The organism is Stappia indica (assembly GCF_020177335.1).
Taxonomy (GTDB): Bacteria; Pseudomonadota; Alphaproteobacteria; order Rhizobiales; family Stappiaceae; genus Stappia; species Stappia indica_B.
Window position 1 is genome coordinate 388705 of sequence record NZ_JAIVMG010000003.1, and the last position, 15682, is coordinate 404386.

The window sequence follows — 15682 nt, forward strand, 5'->3', positions numbered from 1 at the left end:
GAATGCGGTGTTCCGCCGTGCTTAGCGCAGGTTGGAGCGCTTGGCCACGCCGATATCCCGTTTCCGCGCGCGAAGTGGTCTCATAAGGGCTTTTCCTCAAGTTGACGCTGCGCGATTGTTGCCTTATCACAAGCGCTCCCGTGGTGATTTGAGCCGGCCGGCTTGCAGCCACGTTAAACAAGTAGCTAAAAAGGCCGGGTTGCAAAAACCCTGGCCCGTCGGCCGGGGTTTTTGCATTTGGAGGCAGGAATGACGACGGAAAAGACAAACTGGCGCCCGGCGACCGCGCTGGTGCATGGGGGAACCACCCGCTCCGCTTTTGGCGAGACATCGGAAGCGATGTTCCTGACACAAGGGTTTGTCTATGACAGCGCGGAAGCGGCCGAGGCGCGCTTCAACGGCGACGATCCGGGTTTCGTCTATTCCCGCTATGCCAATCCGACCGTGGCGATGTTCGAGGCGCGGATCGCCGCGCTGGAAGGGGCCGAGGCCGCCCGGGCGACCGCCAGCGGCATGGCTGCCGTCAACCTGGCGATGCTGGCCTCCTGCAAGGCCGGCGATCACGTGGTCGCCGCCCGGGCGCTGTTCGGCTCCTGCCGCTATATCGTCGAGACCCTGCTGCCGCGCTTTGGCGTGTCCTCCACCCTGGTCGATGGCACGGATCTCGATGCCTGGAAGGCCGCGATCCGGCCGGAAACCGTCGCCTGTTTCCTGGAAAGCCCGACCAATCCGACGCTTGAGGTGATCGACATCGCCGCCGTGGCCGAGATGGCCCATGCGGTCGGCGCCCGGCTGATCGTCGATAACGTCTTCGCCACGCCGATCTGGCAATCGCCGCTGAAGCTTGGCGCCGATGTGGTGGTCTATTCCGCCACCAAGCACATCGACGGGCAGGGACGCTGCCTTGGCGGGGTGGTGCTGTCGGACGAGGAATGGATCGCCGACGAGGTGATGCCGTTGATGAAGCACACCGGGCCGGCGCTCAGCCCGTTCAATGCCTGGGTCCTGCTGAAGGGACTTGAGACCCTGCCGGTGCGGGTCGAGCGGCAGACGCAGAGCGCGGCGCGACTGGCCGATCTTCTGGCCGATCATCCGGCGGTGCAGCGGCTGATCTATCCGGGCCGCGACGACCACCCGCAGGCGGAGCTGGCGCGGCGGCAGATGGGGGCAGGCTCGACCATGATCGCCTTCGAGCTGGCGGCGGGCAAGGAGGCGGCGTTCCGCTTCGCCAATGCGCTGCGCATCGTGCAACTGTCGAACAACCTCGGCGATGCCAAGAGCCTCGTCACCCATCCGGCGACCACCACCCATCAGAGCCTGACCGACGAGGCGCGGGCGGAACTGGGCATCTCCGACGGGCTGCTCCGCTTCTCCGTCGGTCTGGAGGATGTGGAGGATCTCGCCGAGGATCTGGCCGGGGCACTCGCCCGGGTATGACGGCGGCTTGTCTCAGTCGTCGAGCATCTGCATGACCATCGCCACCCGGGCCAGTGCGGAGATGGTGCACAGCAGGGCAAAGCCATAGGCAAGGGCGGGAAACCAGCCGGGAAACAGGCACATGGCGGCGAACACCGCGATGGTTTCCCCGCCTTCGGCGAGGCCGCCGAGATAATAGAGCGACTTGCGTCCTTGCGCCTCGGTGCTCAGCCGGCGTTTTTCCGCCATGATGGCAAAGGCAAGAAAGCTGGCGCCATTCATGTAAAAGGCGAGCAGAAGCGCGGCCGCCGCAAGCCCGTTCGCCTGCGGCGCGGCGAGGGCGAAGGCGAAGGGCACCGCGCCGTAGAAGAAGAAATCGAGGACGATGTCCAGGTATCCGCCCCGGTCGGTCTGTCGCCCGGCCCGGGCGAGCGCGCCATCGAGGCCGTCGGCCAGCCGGTTGAGGAGGATCAGCGCCAGCGCGATCCACCCGTGGCCGAAGACGATGGCGGCAGCGCCGCCAAGCCCCACGGCGAAGCCGGCAAGGGTGACCGTATCGGCATGAAGGCCGGAGGCGGCGAGCCTGCGCCCGGCTGCATTGAGCGGCGGATCGACAAGACGGCGCAGGATGGGATCGAACAACGGGACCTCCGGCAAGACAGCTCTGTTTCTCATGACCGAGACGGGTACGGCGCGCAAGCCACGAGGGTGTCACTTCCCTGTCAACGGCCCGTGCCGCCTTGGAGGCAACGTTTCGTCAAGGGTGGCGGGGCAGGATACCGGGCAAGGAACAACAGCCCGTTTTCGGCTATCGGCGGGAACGCCCGATCCGGGCTTGGAGGGGAAAAGACGTGACACAGACACCCTATCAGGCCGTGACCCGCGACATCCGCATCTCGGTCGAGCCGTTTTATCTGCGCGAGAAATCGGACCCGGAGCGGGGCTACCATTTCTGGGCCTATACCGTTGCCATCGAGAACCTTGGAATGGAAACGGTCCATCTGCGCTCCCGGTACTGGCGGATCATCGACGCCACCGGGCATGTGGAGGAGGTGCGCGGCGCGGGGGTCGTCGGCGAGCAACCGGTGATCGCGCCTGGCGAGCGGTTCGACTACACGTCGGGCTGTCCCTTGCGTACGTCATCCGGAATGATGATCGGTTCGTATCATCTTGAGGTTGTCGGCGGAGAGGCGTTCGACGCGGTGGTTCCGACCTTCTCCCTGGATGTGCCGGATGATGTTCGGAAGGTGAATTGAACAATCGCTCCGCACCCAAAACACATTAGACTGTTACAAATACGGAGAGGAAATTCAACTATTCATTGCAAAATGTATCGAGATGTTACTTTCAAATTTTCTTGAGTTCGGAGGGCTCTCGTTCGAATCTTTAGTATCTATTATGTTTTTTATAATACCTGAGGTTTAGTATGAGCGGTGATCTCTAGGGGTCGAGGGAGGGGTTGCAACCTGAGTGGTGAGCCGTCGATGGTGAGGACAGTGAACGTTGCCCAGTGCGACCGCGGCACGCGGCCGGACCAGCCCGATCTGGCGTTCGAGACGGCTTTCAACCGTTCGCCTGTCCGCATGTTGTGCTGCGACCGCGACTACATCATTCGTCACATCAACGATGCCTTTCTGCGGCATGAGTCCTTTTTGCGCGAGGAGACCGTAGGCCGCAGCATTGCGAAGGTGTTCGGCGAGGCTTTCTTTCGCTCCCGTAAACCGGCTCTCGATGTCACGCTGGCCGGCCAGCCCCAGTCGATGCTGGAATGGGGGACACGCCGGGCGAGCCGTGGCCGGCTTTTGCGGATCCGGCAGGAACCGGTGGTCGCCCCCGATGGTGATGTGACCGGCGTGTTGCTGATGATCGAGGACACCACCGCCCTGCACGATCTGACCAGCCGGGTCTCGATGCATGACGAGGTGTTCCGGCAAAGCTCCGAATGCATGGCGGTCATCGGCTCTGACTTCCGCTACCTTTGGTCCAATCCGGCCAATGCCGCCTCCTGGGGGCTGACCCATGAGGAGATTATCGGCCGGGACCTGGTGTCGGTGATCGGTGAGAGGCATTTTGCCGAACTTGCGCGGGAGAAACTGTCCGCCTGTTTCGGCGGAGAAACGCTGCAATACGAGTATGAGCACATCGACCCGACCGGCAAGCGGATCTTCTATGAGGTCCGATTGCAGCCGTTTCGCGAGGCCGATGGCAAGATCAAGGGGGCGGTGGTCAGCAAGCGGGACGTGACCCGCGCGACCATGATGGCCCGGCAACTCCGGCGCCAGGCCAGCGAGGATTTTCTCACCGGTCTGGCCAACCGCTATGCCCTTGAGGAGGAGTTGCGCGCCCGGCTCAAGAAGTGTCTGGCGAAGGGAGATGACGACTGGACCTGCATGCCGGCGCTGATCCTTGTGGATCTCGATGACTTCAAGGCGGTCAACGATCTGGGCGGGCATAGCGCCGGCGATGCGCTGCTGAGACAGGTCGCCGGGTTGCTGCGCGCGGCGGCGGGCGAGCGAGCCTGCGTGGCCCGGGTTGGCGGCGATGAATTCGCGCTCGTGCTCAGCGTTTCCGGCAGGGCGGAGGCGATTGCCATCGGCAACCGGATCGTGTCGATGATCGACATGGCCGGATTCAACTGGGAGGGAACCTATTACGCCGTTGGTGCCAGCGTGGGCATTGCCATGCTGGACAAGGACATGACCCGTCCGCTCACCCCCACCGTGTTCGATGTCATCAACTGGGCGGACAAGGCCTGTCTGGTGGCCAAGGAAAAGGGCGGCGCGCGGGTGTCGTTCTACCATCCCGACGACAGCGAGATGGTGGCGCGGCTGGAGGATGCGGGCAATCTTCGGGTCGTGCAGAAAGCCTTGCAGGAGGACAGCTTTGAGTTGTTCACCATGCCGGTGATGCCGATCGACGGACGCAGCCTGCCATCGCGGGAGGTGCTGTTGCGGATCGTCGGCGAAGATGGTGCGGTGCTGTCGCCCGCCTCCTTCATCGCTTCCGCCGAGCGACACGGGATGATGAGCCGCGTCGATCGCTGGGTGGTGACGACCGTGCTCCGGCGGCTGCGCTACTATCGCGAGCGGGTGCGGTTCAGCGTCAATCTGTCCGGTCAGTCGGTCGGCGATCCCCGCTTCAAGGCCTTCCTTCTCGATGCGCTGGATGCGGAGGGCGTCGGCATCGATCGGCTCTCCTTCGAGATCACCGAGACGGCGGCGGTCCGGTCCATGGAAACGGCCCAGTCCCTGATCAAGGCGCTGCGCGCGCGCGGCTGCGGCATCATTCTCGACGATTTCGGCTCGGGTCTGTCCTCCTTTGGCTATCTGCGTCAGTTTCAGGTCGACATGTTGAAGATTGACGGCGCGATCATCGGCGAAATCGTCGAGGACCGGGTGCAGCAGACCATTGTCGCCGGGATTGTCGCGGTTGCCGAGGCGATGAATGTCAGTGTCATTGCCGAGTATGTGGACAGCGAGGAGGCGATGATGATTTTGCAGGGTCTCGGCGTGCACTTCGTTCAGGGCTATCATATCGGCAAGCCGGAGATCTGGGAGGAGGACCCCGGGGGATGAGCGGGGTGGGGACAGCGGCAGGAACCAGGCGCAGGGCGGGGAGGGGCTGACCGTGACGGAGCGTTTTTCGGCGCCGGGTTCCATGCCGGAGGCTGCACAAGGTGCGGCCGGGCCGACGTTGGGAAAGGAAGCCCGGCTCGAAGACGTTCCGCCCATTTCTTGCGCGCAGACCCGGGGCGCTCCCGCGCAGGAGGTCGGCGGCGGACCTCTGGTCCAGCCGTTTTCCAGTGATGTGGCCGCCGAGGAGCCGGTTCCGGACTGGCCGCTGAGCATCGACCGGCAGACCTTGCGCAGCGCCATCATCGACCTGACCCGGGATGGCATTTTCGTCTGTGACCGGCAGTACCGCATCTGGGAAATCGACGATGCATTTGTCGGCGTTGCCGGTCGGACGCGCGCCGAGATCCTTGGTCATACGGTCGAGGAGGTGCTCGGCAAGGATGTATTCGAGCTGCGCAAGCCGTCGATTGACGCGGCTTTCGCCGGCCGGGCCTCGCAGGTGCGCGGCAATGGTCTGCGTCCGCCAACCATGGGCCGGGTCTGGGAAGTCTACCATCAGCCGGTGTTTTCGCCCGGCGGGCGCATCGAATGCGTGCTGATATCCGTTCGTGACGTCACCCGGTATCAGCGGCTCGATGATCGGCTGACCATGTATGAAGAGATCGTGCGCCAGACCTCCGATCGGGTGTCGGTGATCGGTCTCGACTACCGCTACAAGCTGACCAATATGGCCAACGCCCGGTTCTACAAGCGCAAGGTCAGCGAAATCGTCGGCTGTCACGTGCGCGACCTGATCGGCGCGGAGCGCTTCGAGGGTCGGGCGAAGGCCAATCTCGATGCCTGTTTTTCCGGGCAGTCGATGGAGTACGAGCACTCGCTCGCCTCGGCAGACGATAAGGTGACCTACCTGCATGTGCGCATGGAGCCCTACCGGGAGCGGGACGGAACCATCTCCGGTGCGGTGGTGGTGTTGCGCGATGTAACCGCCGCCAGCCTGCTGGCGCGCAAGCTGCGCCGCCAGGCGCGTGAGGATGCGCTGACCGGGCTGGCCAATCGCTACGCCCTGCTGGAGACCCTCGAAGGCTGCCTGGAGCGGGTTCAGTCCAGCGGTGGCAGCGCCGCTCTGATCAGCATCGACCTGGATGGCTTCAAGATCATCAACGACCGCGCCGGACACAGTGCCGGAGATGCGCTGCTCTGCCAGATCGCCGACATGCTGCGCACCTTCGCCGAGGAGGAGGGCATCAGCCCGGCCCGTCTGGGCGGCGACGAATTCGCGGTGGTGCTGAAGCGCGCCACGCGGGCCGGGGCGCTCGATCTGGGCAACCGGATCCTGGCCAACCTTGTTGCCATGCAGTTCATCTGGCAGGGTGAGCGCTATTCCGTCAGCGCCAGCGCCGGCATCGCCATGATAGAACGGCGGCAGGCCGAGGAGGGCCCGATCTCGGTGTTCGATGTGCTCAACCGGGCCGATCAGGCGTGTCTGTTCGCCAAGGAGGTCGGCGGTGCCCGGGCAATCGTCTACCGCCCGGACGCCTCGGAGATGGTGGCCCAACGGGTCGATATCGGCAATCTGCAGGTGATCAAGCAGGCGCTCGAACAGGACGCGCTTCAGCTCTACACCATGCCGATCAGGCCGGTGGTGGACGGCGGGCGCGCCTTTCGGGAGGTGCTCTTGCGCTTCGTTGACGAGGATGGGCGGGTGGTTGCTCCGGCGGCGCTGATCTCCTCGGCGGAACGCCATGGGCTGATGCCGAGGATCGATCGCTGGGTGGTGACCACGGCGCTGCGCCATATCGATCAGGTCGAGGCGGGTGTCACCTTGACCATCAACCTGTCAGGTCAGTCGATTGGCGACCCGGATTTCAAGGATTTCCTGGTCGCCGCGCTGGACGAACGGCCGGAGGTCGCCCGGCGGCTGGCGTTCGAGATCACCGAGACGGCGGCGGTGCGCAGCATGTCGACGGCTCAGAGCCTGATTGGCGCGCTACGGACGCGCGGCTGCGGCGTCATTCTTGACGACTTCGGCTCCGGCCTGTCGTCCTTCGTTTATCTGCGCCAGTTCCCGATCGACAGTCTGAAGATCGATGGCGCGATCATCGGTTCGGTGGCCGAGGACGAGGTGCAGCAGACCATCGTCGCCGGCATCGTTGCGGTGGCCCGCAAGATCGGCGTCGAGGTCATCGCCGAATATGTCGAGGATGCGCGGATGCTGGAGACCCTGCGGCGCCTCGGCGTGACGGCGGTGCAAGGATACCACATCGGCCGGCCCGAGCCCTGGGTGGCGGGCTCAGGCGCCATGAACCCGGCGCCGGCTCTCCGGAAGGAGCACGCGGACAACGCCGGGGGGCAGGATGCGCTGGAACGCGGGTCTCAGGCGGCGCGGTAGCGCGCCTGTGCGCCGCGCTCGATGGCGGCGACGGTCAGCTTGTCGAGATCAAGTGCATCGCGCAGCATCTGCAACAGCCGCAGCTCTTCCTGCTTGACCATCAGATCGGCGACGGCCACCTCGACCGCGACCGCATAGGCCGTGTCGCGATGCTTCTGGGGAACGCTTCCGGCGATCAGGGACAGGGTTTCCTGCAGACCGTTGTCTTCCTGCAGCCGGGCACCGCAGCCTTGCGCGACCTCCAGCAGGCGCTCCGGATCGAAATCCTTGAACACGGGCAGGGTGCGGATCACCTCGCCCATGGACTGCAATTCCTTGTCGGTCATGCTGCTGTCGGCGGCCGAAACCATCACCATCACGTAGATCAGGGCTTCCTGGAGGCTAATGCGCTCACTCATGTTGCGGTTCGAGCCTTTCTTGACTTCAAGCATGGGACGTTCTGACGTAAGCCGGGGGCGGGGAGAGTTCAAGCATGTTCTGCCGCTCGCGGGCGGCAGAGCGAAGCGGACCGGTTTTTTTGCCGTTTCCGGTTTCGTTTGCCCGGCGGTTGAATTAGTGTCCGCGCGCCCCCTCATGCGGCCCTCGTGCCCGTGCCGGGTATTCCAGAACACCTTCAAACCGAATGGTCCAAGACCCATGACCTCACCTCAGTTGCCCCCGCTCGATCTGTCACGATCTGTTGTCGAGGCGGCCCGGGACTCCAAAGCCTGGCCGTTCGAGGAGGCGCGGAAACTGCTGAAACGGGTCGAGGCCCGGGGGCTGGACCGCCCGGTGCTGTTCGAGACCGGCTATGGCCCCTCGGGCCTGCCGCATATCGGCACCTTTGGCGAGGTGGCGCGCACGACCATGGTGCGCACCGCCTTTCGCCTGCTGACCGAGGACAAGATCCCGACGCGGCTGATGTGCTTTTCCGACGACATGGACGGGATGCGCAAGATCCCGGACAATGTGCCGGACAAGGCGTTTCTCGAACCGCATCTGCACAAGCCGCTGACGGCGGTTCCCAATCCGTTCGGCGGCGACTATGCCAGCTTCGGCGATCACAACAACGCCATGCTGCGCCGGTTCCTCGACACCTTCGGCTTCGATTACGAGTTCGCCAGCGCGACGGAGTATTACAAGTCCGGCCGGTTCGACGCGGTCCTCCTGAAGGCGGTGGAGAAGTACCAGGCCATCATGGATGTGATGCTGCCGACCCTCGGCGAGGAGCGGCAGGCGACCTACAGCCCGTTCCTGCCGATCTCGCCGCTGTCCGGTCGGGTGCTCTATGTGCCGATGAAGGACGTCAATGCCTCCGAGGGCACCATCACCTTTGCCGACGAGGATGGGCGCGACGTGACCCTTCCGGTCACCGGCGGCAATGTGAAGCTGCAGTGGAAGCCGGATTTCGGCGCCCGCTGGGCCGCGCTTGATGTCGACTTCGAGATGTTCGGCAAGGATCACCTGACCAACGCGAAGATCTACGACAGCATCTGCGAAATCCTGGGCGGCACCGCGCCGGAGCATTTCGTCTACGAGCTGTTCCTTGATGAGAACGGCCAGAAGATCTCCAAGTCCAAGGGCAATGGCGTCACCATCGACGAATGGCTGACCTATGCCTCGCCGGAGAGCCTCGCGCTGTACATGTACACAAAGCCCCGGACGGCGAAGAAGCTGCACTTCGATGTCATCCCGAAGGCGGTGGACGAGTATTTCACCTTCGCCCAGAAATACACGGCGATGCCGGTGGAACAGCAGCTCGTCAATCCGGTCTGGCACATCCATTCCGGACAGCCGCCGCGCGTCGACATGCCGGTGCCCTTCGCCATGCTGCTCAACCTGGTGTCCGCCTCCAACGCGGAGAACAAGGATGTGCTGTGGGCGTTCATCTCCCGCTATGCGCCGGGGGTGACGGCCGAGACCCATCCCAAGCTCGATGAGCTTGTCGGCTACGCGATCCGCTACTTCGAGGACTTCGTGCGGCCGAACAAGACCTTCCACACCCCGGATGAGGTCGAGCTGGCCGCGCTGCGGGCTCTGGATGAGAAGCTGGCAGCCCTGCCGGCCGATGCGGATGGGGCGGCGATCCAGGATGCGGTGCTCGATGTCGGCCGCGCCATCGAGCGCTATCAGGACCCGAAGAAGAAGAGCCCGGACGGTGGTCCGGGGGTGTCGGTGGCCTGGTTCTCCGCGCTCTACCGGCTGTTGCTGGGGCAGGAGCGGGGGCCGCGCTTCGGTTCCTTCGTCGCGCTCTACGGCATTGCCGAGACCCGGGCGCTGATCGGCAAGGCACTGTCCGGCGAGCTTGCATCCGAGAGCTGACGAGCAGGACACGCATGATGCGGGAGGGGTGAGATGGTGGATGTCGCTGCGGGGCTAAGCTGGATCGCCTTTCCGCTTTATGCGGTGCTTGGCTTGCATGTGCGCGGGCGCACCCCGCGCCTGCCGCCGGCGGCGGGCAGCCCTCTCGGTCAGGCGGGGGAGGCCGGGAAACCGCCCGCCAGGCTGTTGGTGATCGGCGATTCCTCCGCCGCTTCGGTCGGCATTGCCCGCCAGTCCGACGGCATGGCCAGCCGGCTGGCGGAGACGCTGGCGCCCCGCTTGGGGGCGCCGGTGGAATGGCGCGCCGCCGGGTTCAACTCGGCGACCGCCGGCTCGCTGCGCGACCATGTGGTGCACAATCTGGAGCCGGTGGCCTATAGCCACATCCTGATCACCGTCGGCTTCAACGACATGAAGAACTTCCACTCCGGACGCCGCTGGGCGAAGGAATTCGGCGGCCTCATCTATGCGCTGAAGGCACGCTTCCCCGAGGCCCGGCTTTATTGGTCGCAGATGCTGGATCCGGCGGAAATGCCGGCCCTGCCGCCGGTGCTTGCCGCGATCCTGCGCCAGCGGATGCGCCTGTTCAACCGGCTCGGGGCATGCCTGTGCGGCGAGCGCGGCGCGGTGGCGATCCCGCCGGCGGCGGGGCTTCCCCCGATCGGCTTCTGCCCGGATGGCATTCACCCGTCCGAGGCGGGCTATCTCGGCTGGGCGGAGCAAGTGGCGCCCTACATGGCGTTGGACACGGCGGAGGCGCCGCAGGGGTAGCGTTCCTTGCGTCGTTCGCGCTCAGTTGTCGCTGAGCGGAGCCAGGGGGCTGCCATCCCACCCGGCGTTCTCCTCGACGCCCATGGTGTCTTCCCCTTCGTCCTCACTGGTTTCCATGCCTGGGAACCAGGGCGTGTCGATGATCTCCACTTCGCCGCCCGGCATCTCCAGTTGCGGCAGACCGGCGCCGTCTTCCGCCGGGTCGGGTGAGGGCAGACGTGTCGCCGGCGCGGCCGGGCCATCCAGTTGCCAGATCCCCTTTTTCGCAGCGCGCGCGGCCGCGGCGGCCTCGACGATCTCGGCCGGGGCGCCCGTGGCGGCCCGGGCCCAGCCATGTTGCACCAGCCATAGCGACAGGTCGGTGTCGCCCCGGCGGCAGCGGGCGGTAACCGTGTCGCTGTCGGAGCCCGCATCGCCTGCGGTGTTCGCGCCAGCCTCGGGCTCCTCCTTTGGGTCTGTCTCGCACGTGACGGTTTGTCGGCGGACGAAGCCGCGCAGCGCCGTGCGCGCGCGCATGCCGCAGGGCCAGTCGCCGCCAAGCCGCGAGGGGCAGGTTTCCTCCAGCCCCGGCGCGTCGATATCGGCAAGGCGCAAGGTCAGCCGCTTGTGGCGCAGGGTTCCTGCGTCGACGATCAACGGACGGCGGAACGCGAGCTCCTTGGGAACGTCCGGTGGCGGCGGGCGGGTTTCCGTTCCTGCCACCCGTTTGAGCGGTCCGGAGATCACCGGTGGCGGCAGAATGCCGGAAGGGGTGACATTGCGAATGCTGCTCGGGTGCGGTGCCTCGGGCAGGGACGGGGCGACGGCTGCCTTCGGGGGGGCGGTCTCTGCGCCGGCCTGAGCGTCCGTCTCGGGCTGGTCGGCGGCGGGCGTGTCTGGCGGGAGCGTTGCCACTGCTGGCGCCTCGGCGGGCGTCCCTGGGGACGGCGGAGTGCCGGCAAACCAGGTGGCAAGCCCGGCAAGACCGGCGGCCAGGGCCAGGCCGGTAACGATCAGCAAGAGGAGCGAGGCGCTGCGGCGCATGAAACCACCTGTGTCGGGGCGTTACTGGCTTGCCCAGATGATGCGGGCGATCCAGTCGATCTCGCTGAGACGGATCGTCGTTTTCGCCACGTCGTCTTTCACGCTGCCGCCGACCAGCGATCGGGTTTCCAGGAATGTCGTGGTCTTGCGTTGGAAGATCCGGACCGTCAACTCGCCACTGTGCGGCTTGATGATGATCCGGTCGCCGCGCCGCACCTTCGTCCGCGGCGAGACCACCACGATATCGCCGTCGCGGTAGAGCGGCAGCATGCCATCTCCGGTCACCTTGAGGGCATAGTCGCCGGCACCGCGTAGACTGGGCAGCGGCACCTCGTTCCAGCCGGAGCCGAGCGGATAGCCGCCATCATCGAAGAAGCCGCCGGCCCCGGCCTCGGCGCTGGCCAGCAGTGGCACGGTCTGCGGCAGGGGCAGCAGCAGGTCCTCCGCGTCTTCGGCCTTCAGGGCATCGGCAGCGACCGCATCGCCCGCCGCCGCACCGCTGCCGGTGAGCGCGACGAACTCCGACAGGTCCGCCTGGGTGGCGCTGAGGATCTTGGCGATGGATTCCATCGACGGCCAGCGCGGCCGCCCATCTCCGGCGGTGCGCTTGGACGGGTTGAAGGTGGTTGGATCGAGGCCGGCGCGGCGGGCGAGGCCGGAGGGGGTGAGCCCGTTCTTGCGGGCCAGAAGGTCGATGGCGCACCATACGCTCTCATGCGACAGCATTGTTCGGCTCCGGTTCGAAACTCCCGCGAGGGCGGCGCATCCGGTCTCAGGATATCCCCGTTTCGGTATATATTCCTAGATTGGCCAAACTGCCAGTCCGCGCGGGAATGCCTTTCGCCTTGTCTGGCAGGCCCAGCCCCTGTACTCCCACAACAATGCAAACCACGAATGTCGGGATGCTGCCAGCATGTCACTGATTTACAAGATTTCTCCTGCTCCGGCTTGGCGCGAGGCCGAAGCTCTGGGGCGTTTTACCGGTGCGCCGGTCGATGTTGCCGACGGCTTTATTCACTTTTCCACCGCCGAACAGGTCCGGGAGACGGCAAAAAAACATTTCCACGGCCAGGCGGATCTCCTGCTTGCGGCGATCGACGCCGACCGGCTCGGGGCGGCGCTCAAGTGGGAGCCCTCGCGCGGCGGCCAGCTCTTTCCCCATCTTTACGGCGCGCTGGAGATAAGCGCGGTGGTCTGGGTGTGCGAACTGCCGCTCGGTGCCAATGGGGAGCACAGCTTTCCGGAGGAACTGGAATGCTGACGCATCTGGCCGGGCGCGTTGCCCGCAAGGCGCTGTTTTCGATCGATCCGGAAACCGCACACGGCCTGACGATCAAGGCGCTCGCCAGCGGTCTGGCGCCGTCCTGCCCGGTGCCGCAGGACGGGCGCCTGGCGGTGACCCTTGCCGATCTGACCTTTCCCAACCCGCTCGGCATGGCCGCCGGGTTCGACAAGAACGGCGAGGTGCCGGACGCCCTGCTGGCGCTGGGCTTCGGCTTCAGCGAGATCGGCACCGTGACGCCTCGGCCGCAGGAGGGAAACCCCAAGCCCCGGATCTTCCGTCTTGCCGAGGATCATGCGGTGATCAACCGGCTCGGTTTCAACAATGCCGGCCATGCGGCGCTGCGCGCGCGGCTGATTGCGCGTCGGCACCGCGGCGGCGTCGTCGGCATCAACATCGGCGCCAACAAGGACGCGGCCGACCGGGTGGCCGATTATGTGACCGGGATCGAGACCTTCGCCGATCTGGCCTCCTATTTCACCGTCAACATCTCCTCGCCGAACACGCCGGGCCTGCGCGATCTGCAAGGCCGCGCGGCGCTGCGCGAGCTGCTTGCCCGGGTGCTGGATGCCCGCGACGGCGCGGCGGAAAAGCATGGGCGCTCCGTGCCGGTGCTGCTGAAGATCGCTCCCGATGTGGATGAGGCTGGGCTCGACGACATCGCCGCCGAGGTGCTGGCCGCACGGGTGGACGGGATGATCGTCTCCAACACCACGGTGTCGCGCCAGGGCCTGCGGGATCGGGCCAAGGCGGGCGAGGCGGGCGGTCTGTCCGGCCGGCCGCTGTTTCGCCGCGCCACCATTACCCTCGCCCGCACCCGTCAGCGGGTCGGCCCCAGCCTGCCGATCATCGGCGTTGGCGGCATCGACAGCGGCGAGAGCGCCTGGACCAAGATCACCGCCGGCGCAACGCTGATCCAGCTCTACACCGGACTGGTCTATCAGGGGCCGGAACTGGTCGGCGACATAGTGGGCCACCTGTCTCATTGCCTCGACCGGCATGGGCTGGCCCGGATCGACATGGCGGTTGGCCGAAATGTCGATGCCTGGTCGCGGGCCGATCCCGAAGGAGAAGGAGACCCGGAATGAGCTTGTCCATCTGGCACAACCCGCGCTGTTCCAAGTCGCGCCAGACCCTTGAGCTTTTGCGCGAGAAGGGCGTGGAGCCCGAGGTGCGGCTCTACCTCAAGGATGCGCCGGACGCGGCGGAGATCCGCGCCGCGCTGACCGCGCTCGGGCTCACCGACCCGCGCGCGCTGATGCGCAAGGGCGAGGCGCTTTACCGCGAGCTCGACCTGGCCTCCGAGTCCGATCCGGACCGGCTGATCGCCGCCATGGCCGCGAACCCGGTGCTGATCGAGCGTCCGGTGGTCTTCAACGGGACCCGCGCCGCCATCGGCCGCCCGCCGGAGGATGTGCTGGCGATCCTGTGACGGCGGGGCACCGCCTCAATAGGCGCTTTCCACGTCGCCCATCTCCACATAGACCGATTTGATCTGGCTGTAATGCTCGATCGCCGCGTGGCCGTTCTCCCGGCCGATGCCGGATTTCTTGTAGCCGCCGAAGGGCATTTCGATCGGCGTCAGATTGTAGGTGTTGATCCAGCAGGTACCCGCGTGCAGCGCGCCGATCACCCGGTGGGCGCGGCTGATGTCGCGGGTGAAGACGCCGGCGGCGAGGCCGAATTCGGTGGCATTGGCCCGGGCGACCGCCTCCTCCTCGCTGTCGAAGTCGAGCACGCACATCACCGGGCCGAAGATCTCCTCCCGGGCGATGGTCATGTGATCGGCCACATCGGCGAAGACGGTCGGCGCCACGAACAACCCGTCGGGCAGGCCCGGCACGTCGAGCCGGCCACCGCCGCACACAAGCCGCGCGCCTTCGCTGCGGCCGGCCTCCAGATAGCCCATCACCTTGTCGAACTGGCCGGTGGAGACCAGCGGGCCGGTGTCGACCGTCTCGTCCAGCGGGTCGCCCGCCCGGGCCTTGGCGGTGCGCTCGGCCAGACGCTGCAGGAAGCGCTCCTTCAGACCCTTCTGCACGAACACCCGGGTGCCGTTGGAGCAGACCTGGCCGCTGGAATAGAAATTGGCGTTGATCGCCGCCGAGACCGCGTTTTCCAGATCCGCATCGTCAAAGATGATCAGCGGCGACTTGCCGCCCAGCTCAAGCGTCACGTGCTTCAGCGTGTGGGCGGCGGTCTCCGCGACCCGCGTTCCGGTCGGCACCGAGCCGGTGAGCGACACCTTGGCGACGTCGGGGTGGGAGACGAGCCGGGCGCCGGTCTCGCCAAAGCCCTGCACCACGTTGAAGACCCCGTCGGGCAGGCCGGCTTCCTTGAAGATTTCCGCCAGCTTCAGGGCGGAGAGCGGGGTCAGCTCGGAGGGCTTGAACACCATGGCATTGCCGCAGGCCAGGGCCGGAGCCGCCTTCCAGCAGGCGATCTGGATCGGATAGTTCCAGGCGCCGATGGCGGCGACGACGCCGAGCGGTTCGCGTTTGGTGTAGGCGAAAGAGCCGCCAAGGTCGATGTGCTCGCCGGTGAGCGTTGCGGCCAGGCCGCCGAAATACTCAAGGCAGTCGGCGCCCGAGGCCGCATCCGCGACGAGGGTTTCCTGCAAGGGCTTGCCGGTGTCCAGCGTCTCCAGCACCGAAAGCTCGCGATTGCGCGCGCGCAAAAGGTCGGCGGCCCGGCGCAGCACCCGGCCACGCTCCGCCGCCGGGGTGGCCGACCAGACCTTGAAGCCTGTACGGGCCGCGGCAACGGCGGCATTGACCGTGGCGTCGCTCGCCCCGTTCAGGGCGGCGATGACCTCACCGGTCGCCGGGTAGCGGCTTTCCAGGTGGGGGCCGTCGGTATCGTCGAAATATGCGCCGCCGATGAAATGCGACGCGCTGGGTTGAGCACGCATGTCCGTCCCTTTCG

General features: G+C 65.9%; 14 protein-coding genes and 1 riboswitch. Of the genes, 9 read left to right on the top strand and 5 right to left on the bottom strand.

Translation table 11 applies throughout. From position 1 onward, the window contains the following. Positions 1 to 130: 130 nt before the first annotated feature. A riboswitch (SAM riboswitch) is annotated at positions 131 to 210 on the top strand. 39 nt (positions 211 to 249) lie between these two features. After that, the gene (locus tag LC062_RS06150; protein WP_224910147.1) at positions 250 to 1437 is read left to right on the top strand and encodes an O-succinylhomoserine sulfhydrylase; all 1188 of its coding nucleotides are present in this window, start codon (positions 250 to 252) and stop codon (positions 1435 to 1437) included. Positions 1438 to 1449: 12 nt separating this feature from the next. On the opposite strand, the gene LC062_RS06155 is transcribed toward LC062_RS06150, so the two are convergent. Beyond that, the gene (locus tag LC062_RS06155) at positions 1450 to 2058 is read right to left on the bottom strand and encodes a CDP-alcohol phosphatidyltransferase family protein (protein ID WP_224910148.1); all 609 of its coding nucleotides are present in this window, start codon (positions 2056 to 2058) and stop codon (positions 1450 to 1452) included. A gap of 209 nt (positions 2059 to 2267) precedes the next feature. Between LC062_RS06155 and apaG the strand changes: the two genes are divergently transcribed. The 3 genes from apaG (at position 2268) to LC062_RS06170 (ending at position 7380) form a co-directional block, all read left to right on the top strand. After that, positions 2268 to 2672 carry a Co2+/Mg2+ efflux protein ApaG gene (gene apaG, locus LC062_RS06160; RefSeq protein WP_224910149.1) on the top strand — a complete coding sequence of 135 codons (405 nt, stop codon included), beginning with the start codon at positions 2268 to 2270 and terminating at the stop codon, positions 2670 to 2672. A gap of 228 nt (positions 2673 to 2900) precedes the next feature. Continuing rightward, a complete protein-coding gene (locus LC062_RS06165) occupies positions 2901 to 4991 on the top strand; it encodes a putative bifunctional diguanylate cyclase/phosphodiesterase (RefSeq protein ID WP_224910150.1) in 2091 nt (696 codons plus the stop codon). 52 nt (positions 4992 to 5043) lie between these two features. Further along, positions 5044 to 7380 (top strand): bifunctional diguanylate cyclase/phosphodiesterase, encoded by a 2337-nt coding sequence (locus LC062_RS06170; RefSeq protein ID WP_224910151.1) that lies wholly within the window; start codon positions 5044 to 5046, stop codon positions 7378 to 7380. On the opposite strand, the gene LC062_RS06175 is transcribed toward LC062_RS06170, so the two are convergent. After that, positions 7365 to 7778 carry a tellurite resistance TerB family protein gene (locus tag LC062_RS06175; protein WP_224910152.1) on the bottom strand — a complete coding sequence of 138 codons (414 nt, stop codon included), beginning with the start codon at positions 7776 to 7778 and terminating at the stop codon, positions 7365 to 7367. The two genes, LC062_RS06170 and LC062_RS06175, sit on opposite strands and share 16 nt — an antisense overlap. A 238-nt stretch (positions 7779 to 8016) precedes the next feature. Here LC062_RS06175 and LC062_RS06180 point away from each other — a divergent pair, with 238 nt between their 5' ends. Both LC062_RS06180 and LC062_RS06185 read left to right on the top strand, forming a co-directional pair. Then, entirely contained in the window at positions 8017 to 9681 is a 1665-nt protein-coding gene (locus tag LC062_RS06180; protein WP_224910153.1) for a lysine--tRNA ligase, read from the top strand. Between the two features lie 33 nt (positions 9682 to 9714). Further along, positions 9715 to 10452, top strand: coding sequence for an SGNH/GDSL hydrolase family protein (locus LC062_RS06185; RefSeq protein ID WP_224910154.1), 738 nt, complete (start codon positions 9715 to 9717; stop codon positions 10450 to 10452). 21 nt (positions 10453 to 10473) lie between these two features. On the opposite strand, the gene LC062_RS06190 is transcribed toward LC062_RS06185, so the two are convergent. Both LC062_RS06190 and LC062_RS06195 read right to left on the bottom strand, forming a co-directional pair. Then, the gene (locus tag LC062_RS06190; RefSeq protein WP_224910155.1) at positions 10474 to 11475 is read right to left on the bottom strand and encodes a thermonuclease family protein; all 1002 of its coding nucleotides are present in this window, start codon (positions 11473 to 11475) and stop codon (positions 10474 to 10476) included. A 21-nt stretch (positions 11476 to 11496) separates the two neighbouring features. Beyond that, entirely contained in the window at positions 11497 to 12201 is a 705-nt protein-coding gene (locus LC062_RS06195; RefSeq protein ID WP_224910156.1) for a S24 family peptidase, read from the bottom strand. Positions 12202 to 12388: 187 nt separating this feature from the next. Here LC062_RS06195 and LC062_RS06200 point away from each other — a divergent pair, with 187 nt between their 5' ends. The 3 genes from LC062_RS06200 to arsC are packed head-to-tail and all read left to right on the top strand — an operon-like array spanning position 12389 to position 14189. Continuing rightward, a complete protein-coding gene (locus tag LC062_RS06200; RefSeq protein ID WP_224910157.1) occupies positions 12389 to 12736 on the top strand; it encodes a DUF952 domain-containing protein in 348 nt (115 codons plus the stop codon). After that, the gene (locus LC062_RS06205; protein ID WP_224910158.1) at positions 12730 to 13845 is read left to right on the top strand and encodes a quinone-dependent dihydroorotate dehydrogenase; all 1116 of its coding nucleotides are present in this window, start codon (positions 12730 to 12732) and stop codon (positions 13843 to 13845) included. Before LC062_RS06200 ends, LC062_RS06205 begins: the two co-directional genes overlap by 7 nt. Continuing rightward, a complete protein-coding gene (gene arsC / locus LC062_RS06210) occupies positions 13842 to 14189 on the top strand; it encodes an arsenate reductase (glutaredoxin) (RefSeq protein ID WP_224910159.1) in 348 nt (115 codons plus the stop codon). Before LC062_RS06205 ends, arsC begins: the two co-directional genes overlap by 4 nt. Before the next feature lie 15 nt (positions 14190 to 14204). On the opposite strand, the gene betB is transcribed toward arsC, so the two are convergent. Beyond that, positions 14205 to 15668 (bottom strand): betaine-aldehyde dehydrogenase, encoded by a 1464-nt coding sequence (betB, locus tag LC062_RS06215; RefSeq protein WP_224910160.1) that lies wholly within the window; start codon positions 15666 to 15668, stop codon positions 14205 to 14207. Positions 15669 to 15682: the final 14 nt, after the last annotated feature.

What these genes read in the sequence shown, in the direction of transcription:
- LC062_RS06175 (WP_224910152.1), bottom strand. Translation starts at nt 7,778, where the DNA reads ATGAGTGAGCGCATTAGCCTCCAGGAAGCCCTGATCTACGTGATGGTG.
- LC062_RS06205 (WP_224910158.1), top strand. Translation starts at nt 12,730, where the DNA reads ATGCTGACGCATCTGGCCGGGCGCGTTGCCCGCAAGGCGCTGTTTTCG.
- LC062_RS06200 (WP_224910157.1), top strand. Translation starts at nt 12,389, where the DNA reads ATGTCACTGATTTACAAGATTTCTCCTGCTCCGGCTTGGCGCGAGGCC.
- LC062_RS06180 (WP_224910153.1), top strand. Translation starts at nt 8,017, where the DNA reads ATGACCTCACCTCAGTTGCCCCCGCTCGATCTGTCACGATCTGTTGTC.
- LC062_RS06165 (WP_224910150.1), top strand. Translation starts at nt 2,901, where the DNA reads ATGGTGAGGACAGTGAACGTTGCCCAGTGCGACCGCGGCACGCGGCCG.
- LC062_RS06150 (WP_224910147.1), top strand. Translation starts at nt 250, where the DNA reads ATGACGACGGAAAAGACAAACTGGCGCCCGGCGACCGCGCTGGTGCAT.
- LC062_RS06190 (WP_224910155.1), bottom strand. Translation starts at nt 11,475, where the DNA reads ATGCGCCGCAGCGCCTCGCTCCTCTTGCTGATCGTTACCGGCCTGGCC.
- arsC (WP_224910159.1), top strand. Translation starts at nt 13,842, where the DNA reads ATGAGCTTGTCCATCTGGCACAACCCGCGCTGTTCCAAGTCGCGCCAG.
- betB (WP_224910160.1), bottom strand. Translation starts at nt 15,668, where the DNA reads ATGCGTGCTCAACCCAGCGCGTCGCATTTCATCGGCGGCGCATATTTC.
- LC062_RS06185 (WP_224910154.1), top strand. Translation starts at nt 9,715, where the DNA reads ATGGTGGATGTCGCTGCGGGGCTAAGCTGGATCGCCTTTCCGCTTTAT.
- LC062_RS06195 (WP_224910156.1), bottom strand. Translation starts at nt 12,201, where the DNA reads ATGCTGTCGCATGAGAGCGTATGGTGCGCCATCGACCTTCTGGCCCGC.